General features: G+C 46.2%; 7 protein-coding genes. 6 read left to right on the top strand and 1 reads right to left on the bottom strand.

The window, feature by feature from the left end:
• The 4 genes from AB7038_RS11090 to AB7038_RS11075 form a co-directional block, all read left to right on the top strand.
• On the top strand, nt 1–225 hold a 225-nt coding region (locus AB7038_RS11090; RefSeq protein WP_369453313.1), incomplete at its 5' end, for a hypothetical protein.
• A 315-nt stretch (nt 226–540) separates the two neighbouring features.
• Nucleotides 541–1,374: a TagK domain-containing protein gene (locus tag AB7038_RS11085; RefSeq protein WP_368889132.1), complete on the top strand. Its 834-nt coding sequence runs from the start codon at nt 541–543 to the stop codon at nt 1,372–1,374.
• Nucleotides 1,375–1,392: 18 nt separating this feature from the next.
• On the top strand, nt 1,393–2,223 hold the full coding sequence (locus tag AB7038_RS11080) for a type VI secretion system accessory protein TagJ (protein WP_368889131.1): 831 nt from the start codon (nt 1,393–1,395) through the stop codon (nt 2,221–2,223).
• On the top strand, nt 2,213–2,707 hold the full coding sequence (locus AB7038_RS11075; RefSeq protein WP_072869760.1) for a type VI secretion system baseplate subunit TssE: 495 nt from the start codon (nt 2,213–2,215) through the stop codon (nt 2,705–2,707). Before AB7038_RS11080 ends, AB7038_RS11075 begins: the two co-directional genes overlap by 11 nt.
• A gap of 44 nt (nt 2,708–2,751) precedes the next feature.
• Here AB7038_RS11075 and AB7038_RS11070 read toward each other — a convergent pair whose 3' ends face one another.
• Nucleotides 2,752–3,582 carry an FkbM family methyltransferase gene (locus tag AB7038_RS11070; RefSeq protein ID WP_072869763.1) on the bottom strand — a complete coding sequence of 277 codons (831 nt, stop codon included), beginning with the start codon at nt 3,580–3,582 and terminating at the stop codon, nt 2,752–2,754.
• Nucleotides 3,583–4,122: 540 nt separating this feature from the next.
• On the opposite strand from AB7038_RS11070, the gene AB7038_RS11065 reads away from it, so the two are divergent.
• Nucleotides 4,123–5,301, top strand: a complete 1,179-nt coding sequence (locus tag AB7038_RS11065; protein WP_369453312.1) for a pentapeptide repeat-containing protein — start codon at nt 4,123–4,125, stop codon at nt 5,299–5,301.
• A 422-nt stretch (nt 5,302–5,723) separates the two neighbouring features.
• The gene (locus AB7038_RS11060; protein ID WP_072869769.1) at nt 5,724–7,085 is read left to right on the top strand and encodes a nucleobase:cation symporter-2 family protein; all 1,362 of its coding nucleotides are present in this window, start codon (nt 5,724–5,726) and stop codon (nt 7,083–7,085) included.
• Nucleotides 7,086–7,221 lie beyond the last annotated feature (136 nt).

Here is a 7,221-nt window from a genome sequence, read left to right as displayed (position 1 = left end):
GTGACACCGACAGTGACACCGACAGTGACACCGACAGTGACACCGACAGTGACACCAACAGTGACACCAACAGTGACACCGACAGTGACACCGACAGTGACACCGACAGTGACACCGACAGTGACACCGACAGTGACACCAACAGTGACACCAACAGTGACGCCGACAGTGACGCCGACAGTGACGCCGACATGGACAGACGACTTTACAGTACCACCGATGTAAATACCACAGCCCCTCCGGGGACTGTACCGGCCTGCAGATATAAGGAGACAACATGTTACCAGCGGCAAGAATGGGTGATTTAGCCTGCCATTGCGGATGTGTGGAAGTGGGATCGTGCAACGTTTTTACTAACTGTATCCCGCAGACTTTTTTGGGGGCACCGGTATGTTGCTCTATCCATGTTAAAAGTTGTATATGCAGCGCATCCTGCACTGTTTTTGTCAATAATATCCCGGCTGCGCGTGCCGGTGATTGTGGCGGATGCGGTACAGTGGTATCAACCGGATCATGTAATGTGTTTATCGGCCACTGACCATGTTACTGCACTTTAACTGGCCGACCCGTAAAGGGTCGGTCAAACTGACAGAACAAAATAGCATTGATAATCCGGTTGCTGTTAATGCGTTTACTGCGGATGTGATATCTCATTCCGGTGCAGCGCGGGATACTGATGTTCTGTTTTATTACACCAATACCGGTCCTGTTTTACAGAACAGCTGCCGGGAATTGGTCTGTGTTGTTAATAAACAACAGGTTGCGTTTGGTTCGAAAGTCCGGCTGATATACGGTTCTGCTATTCAGATTGGTCATTTTTCACTGTCATTTGTCGCAGCTGAGAATAATCAGTCAGCCTCTGTTATTGAAGCGTTAACGGAGCTGGCACCGGCAAAAGTGGATTTCACGAACCTTGAAATTAATGAAATATTACCGCAGGGTGCGGGTTTTATTTCGATGGAATATGCAGCAGAAGAGAGCCGGAAAAACGGTGATGAATTAAAAAAACTGGAAGTTGAATATAAAAAATTTCTGTTATGGGGCGAAATTGATTCCCCTCAGGTGGAAAATTACGCGGTTGCTGAAGAGGCAAAATTATCTGCCGCAGACGACGACGGCAGTTTTGATTCACTCTGTGAGCAGATAAAAGATCTGAACCTGACAGAGTGTATTTTTGAAACGTCGGCATTTATGGATCGTGTCTGGCGTGAGTTGTCCACGATGGAAGAAGTTGATTTAACACAGGATGAGCATGAGAACTATGACATTCTGAGAATGCTGGCACCGGACGGAATTATTCCGTATGCGAAGGACTCTGTTTCCTCACTTGTTTCGAAGGAACTCTATAAATTAGGCTTAGACAGCCGTTTATAATCAATTAAGGATTTTGAAATGGCCACAACACAAAAACTCTCCGATATTCTTGCCAACTCATCGCTGGATGAATTTTTTGATGAGACTCTTAATAAGGTAAAACAAAAACCGAATGACTTAGTTATTCGTGAGACTTTATTTAAATTGTGTTGCCTGAAAGGTTACTGGGAAAAAGCGATGGTTCAGCTGGAAACCTGGTCATTAATTGATGGCCATGATGATGACCGGCAGCTTGAACTGTATAAAAACCTGGTATTCAGTGAAATTCTGCGCGAAGAAATCCTGAAAGGGAAACGCGAACCGATGACATTACAGCAGGAATTACCGGAGTGGATGAAATCGGTCTGGGAAGCCAATAAATTACTGCTTGAAAATAAGCCGGATAAATCAGAAGCACTGCGTTTACAGGCATTTGAAAATGCACCGGCCGCCGGCGGCAGTGGTGAGAAAATCGGTGATTTCACCTGGATGGCTGATAATGACAGCCGGCTGGGGCCTATCTGTGAATTTATTGTCGCCGGTGGTTACCGCTGGGTGCCGTTTGCGGATATTGAAACCATTAATATTGTTAAGCCGCGCGATTTACTGGATCTGATCTGGATCCACGCTCAGGTTAAAGTAAAAAATGATATTTTCTATGGTTATATTCCGGCCCGTTATCCAGTCCGTGATACCGACAGCGATAAAATTAAGCTGGGTTTTGAAACGCAGTGGGAACAGGTATCAGAGTATTTCCTGACAGGGAAAGGCGGAAAAATGGTCATTACTGACCAGGGAGAGTATCCGTTATCTGAACTGAATAAAGTTACCATGACAATGGCCGGTGCTGAAACTGAACATGCAGGATAATAAAAAGCAATATATGCCTGCATTGCTTGACCGGCTGATTGATGATCATCCGAAAGAGCGGCGTGAGCCCGTTGATAAATTTTACTTCGATTCACGTAAAATGCGTGAGGTGATATTGCGTGATCTCCTGACGATTTTCAGTACTGAAAATACGGAAGGCGAATTGCACCGTTACAGTAAATCACCGGTTGTTGACTCCGTGATTAATTATGGTATCGCGCCGTTAACCGGCGCGTATGCCAGGCAACTGGGCTGGGAACAGGTCGAGGAAAAATTACGCCGGGCTATTCTGCGTTTTGAAAGCCGGATTATTCCGGATTCTCTGGTTATTACGCCGCTGGCGGGAAAAGATCAGTATGCGCAATATGGCATTATTGTTTTTGAAATAAGAACACTGATTTACTGGGATCCTTATCCGCTGGATCTGCGTATCAAAGGTTCTTATGATATGGAAACCCAGCAGGTCAGTCTGAGTTACCGCTGAAATAAAAAGGAAGCTGATGCTTCCTTTTTATTCTTTAATGCATATCAGAAGCTTAAAAAATCCATACCAAACTGTGATGTCTCACGTTTTACAATATAACCGTTTGGCGTCATCACCAGTTTTCCGCCTTCATTGCTTTTATGCTGAGCAACAAAGAAATTATCTATCTGAAGCAACTCATATCCCATTTCATCCTGTAATAAAGAAAAAAGTTGTTTATTTTTCTCTATGGTGGATTTCATATAGTCGCCCCATGTGGTGAAAATAATATAAGGGTAACCGGATGCCTGTATCCATTTTCTGCCGCCTTTCAGAACTTCCAGTTCCATACCCTGAACATCTATTTTCAGCAGGCTGGCATGCGGCATATTCAGTGTGTCCAGCATATTGATTGTCCCTTTTTCTGAGGGAAATTCTGAGCCGCAGCGTTGCTCCAGAAAGATGGCTTTATCCAGGGAGACGGCCCCCAGATTATTATCGGTATACGGATCCGGCACCGGAACATCAGTTTCACCATCATAATCGCCGATGGCGCTGTTAAAGGTATAACAGTTTTTCAGTTTATTCAGATAAATATTGCCGCAGAGTTGATTATAGACCTGACGCTGCGGCTCAAAAGAATAAACAATACCATTACGGTGCTGAAAATAATTTCCCACCGGGATTGTCCAGGAGCCAAGGTTAGCACCAATATCATAAATAACCGGTGCTGCCACAAATTCCAGCAGCCGCTGACTGATATTGATTGAGGTGGCATTCCAGAGCTCTCCGCCGCGTAATACACCACTGATGTAATCAGGACCGGAAGTCAGCAAAAAGCGGTGATCACCACGGGTTATACAGATATCAAATTCAGGTAATGCTTTATTTTCCATAATGTTATCGCCCGGATATTCAGAGGGTAATGGGATTTATGTTCAGAAATTTATTATTCAGAATGCTATCACTATATCAGAGAGAATAAAAATCTCTTCCGGAAGGTAGCCGGATTATAAGATAAGTCCGGATGGTATTATTTTTTTCAAAGTACAAACTGTTTTTTATCAGTGGTATTATGTTCCGGAAATATCTGTTAATGGTATAAAGTATCACTCTCTATGCTTGTGAATGTTATTTTTTATTGACGGTGAAAATATTATTTTCATTGATGATAATGTTTGTTTTTATATTTAAGAATAATCGGAATGTTCAAAGGGTAAAACATTATTCAATTCACGTTATATTACCTGTAATATTAACGTTATTATTCCAGTGAACCGTCGTCAGGTATCCGGTATTTATATCATTCTGTGTTCATTTTTTATTTGCGGATGATGATGCAGGGTAATTTCTGAATCAGGGATTAAGCAGAATTTATTGTTCTGAAATAGATTCGGTGAGCACCTGCTTCATTTTATATACAGGAGTTATGTAATATGCCTATCGTTATCGGTGTTGTTGATAAAGCAACGCGCGTGACAAAAAAAGCCTCAACCTCAGTCAAGGATGGGGTTAATGTGCTGAAAGCCGTTCCGGGAGTGGATTATGTGCTGGTCGATAAACAAACCGGTGCTGCACCTCAGAAAGTGATCATGATCCGCGACGGTAATAACCTGAAATTATTCCTGATGGGGGAAGAAGATCCGTCTGTGGTGATTGAGGATTATTATCTGGTTCCCGGTCAGATTATTGGTGAATCCGCAGATAAACAGGTGCATGACTATACACCGCAATCTGCGGTGGAGCATGACAATATCGGCAGTATGGCGGATAAACAGGCTGCGGTTCAGCAGCCAGGTGAAAAACTGCTGGCACCGATTACCTGGGAATCATCCGGCCCGGGCTGGGAGTTGCTGACTTTTCTGGGGCTGGCCGTGGCCGGAGGGACTGCTGCGGTGATCGCCAAAAATAATAATTCAGATGATGATCATAAAAACAATGATTCATCCGCTGATAATAAAGATAACGGCAATACCAATGCCGGTGAGAAAGATAACGGAAATACCGCTGCTGATGATACCGGCAACGGCAATGCCGGTACGGATGATAAAGGTAACAGTAACGCCGGAACTGAAAACAGCGGTAACGGCAACACGGGTACAGACGATAAAGGTAACGGTAATACCGGAACAGAAAACACCGGGACAGAGACCGGCGGTAACAGTCACACCGGCGCGGATGATCAGGGCAACAACAATACCGGTACGAATGATAATGATAACGGTAACACCGCTCCGGATGATCAGGAGAATACGGATGTTCCGGCTGATATTACCGCGATTGCTGCTATTGATGATGTTGCGGATTCTGCTGAATTTGATCCTGAAAACCTGTCAGCGATGACACCGGTATTAAGCGGGCATCCTGACCATGCGCTGCCGGGGTCTGAAGATGCGGCGGCACTGGCTGCCACCGGGCTGCTCTCCGGTCATGAAGGTTCCGTGAATCTGGATAAACTGCTGAGTCAGTTACCGGAGCAGGATACCCCGGCGGAAAATTATAATGCAGCGGTCAGCACACCGGATTATCTGCAACCGTCTGCGGAATTTACCGCGCATGAGATGGTGCATCCGGAGCTGGCATCATTAACGGAAACTCAGACCTCACTGTTCTGATTTACTTAACCGTCTGAAACGGGCTGCCGGTCATAATGACCCGCGGCCCGTTTTATTTTTACGACCCGCAAAAACACGGTGATACACGCTATCAATGTGATAACCGGGATTATTAAATTGAGAAGGCAATCGATTGTCACGCCATGAGTCCTGAAAAATTACATTTCACAGGGGTAATAAAAATGCGGCGGGTATCTCGTTTTCAACGGCAAAATGCGTCAAAAAACCGGAATTTGGTCACGAAACGCAGCATTTATTCTGACAGAAAATCGCACTGGTCTGAATTTTGCTCAATCGTTTAAATGATGAACAGATACCCGGGGCGGGTTCGTCATCATAGTGAGACACCCTGACGCCAGGGGTCATTTTCCGAGATCTTCGAATCGAAGCCGGGGAGTCCCGGTTGTAAGGGAGTCTGTTTCATGAGCAATCATAGTGTGGATCAAGCACAGGAACCGGTTAAGCCCGTTATTGACGAAGTTGAAGAAATATTACCTGCGGGAAAACTGATGATGCTGGGATTACAGCATGTGCTGGTGATGTATGCCGGAGCAGTGGCGGTACCGCTGGTTATCGGTGACCGGCTGGGGCTGAGCAAGGAAGTGGTGACGCTGCTTATCAGTTCGGATCTGTTTTGCTGTGGTATCGTGACACTGTTGCAGTGTATCGGTATCGGGAAATTTGCCGGTATCCGTCTGCCGGTGATTATGTCTGTGACATTCGCGGCAGTGACGCCGATGCTGGCGATCGGTGCCAACCCGGATATCGGCCTGATGGGGATTTTCGGTGCCACTATTGCGGCGGGGGTACTGACAACACTGATTGTCCCGCTGATGGGAAAACTGATGCCGCTTTTCCCCAATATGGTCACCGGTATTGTGATCACCTCTATCGGACTGAGTATCATGCAGGTGGGGATTGACTGGGCAGCCGGCGGTAAAGGCAACCCGGAATATGGTCATCCGCTCTACCTTGGTATCTCATTTGCCGTTCTGCTGTCTATCCTGTTTATCACCAAATTCTGTAAGGGGTTTCTCTGTAATATCTCGGTATTACTGGGGATTATCTTTGGTTTTGTACTATCGCTGATGTGCAATGAGGTCAGTTTTGACGGTTATGCGGATGCGCCCTGGTTTAAACTGGTTACTCCGATGGCGCTGGGAACACCAACGTTTGAGCCGATCTCTATTATCACCCTCAGTGTGGTGCTGCTGATTGTCTTTATTGAATCGATGGGGATGTTCCTGGCGCTCGGGGAAATCGTCGGCCGCCCGGTCGGAAAAGATGACATTGTGCGCGGGCTGCGGGTGGACGGGATCGGGACGATTATCGGCGGTCTGTTCAACAGTTTCCCGCATACCTCATTTTCCCAGAACGTCGGGCTGGTGGGGGTGACAAAAGTCCACAGCCGCTGGGTATGTGTGGTCTCCGGATTTATCCTGATCATCTTTGGTCTGCTGCCGAAAATGGCGGTGGTGATTGCCTCTATTCCGCAGTTTGTGCTCGGCGGCGCGGGGCTGGTGATGTTCGGCATGGTGCTGGCGACGGGGATCCGCATTTTGTCCCGTGTTGATTACAGCGGCAATAATTACAATCTCTATATTGTGGCGATAAGCCTGGGGGTCGGGCTGACACCGACACTCTCCGGTAATTTCTTTGCCAAACTGCCGATGTTCTTACAGCCGCTGCTGCACAGCGGGATCCTGCTGGCGACGGTCAGCGCGGTGATCCTGAACCTGTTTTTTAACGGTTATCATCCGAAAAAGGAAAGTCCGGCAACGTGATATGAATCACTAAGCATAACCCGAAGTGATGATTGACACCGATGCAGAAAAGCATCGGTGTTTTTTTATGGACAGGCGTATACTGAATTATTAGCAAAGGCAACTATTGTAATCTAAATCATATCAGTAAGGCCGT

Origin of the sequence: Morganella morganii, from assembly GCF_041099235.1 — a bacterium.
In the GTDB taxonomy this organism is placed as follows: Bacteria; Pseudomonadota; Gammaproteobacteria; order Enterobacterales; family Enterobacteriaceae; genus Morganella; species Morganella morganii_E.
The sequence above is the reverse complement of the archived record's forward strand: the minus strand, read 5'-3'. Positions and strand labels throughout refer to the sequence as shown.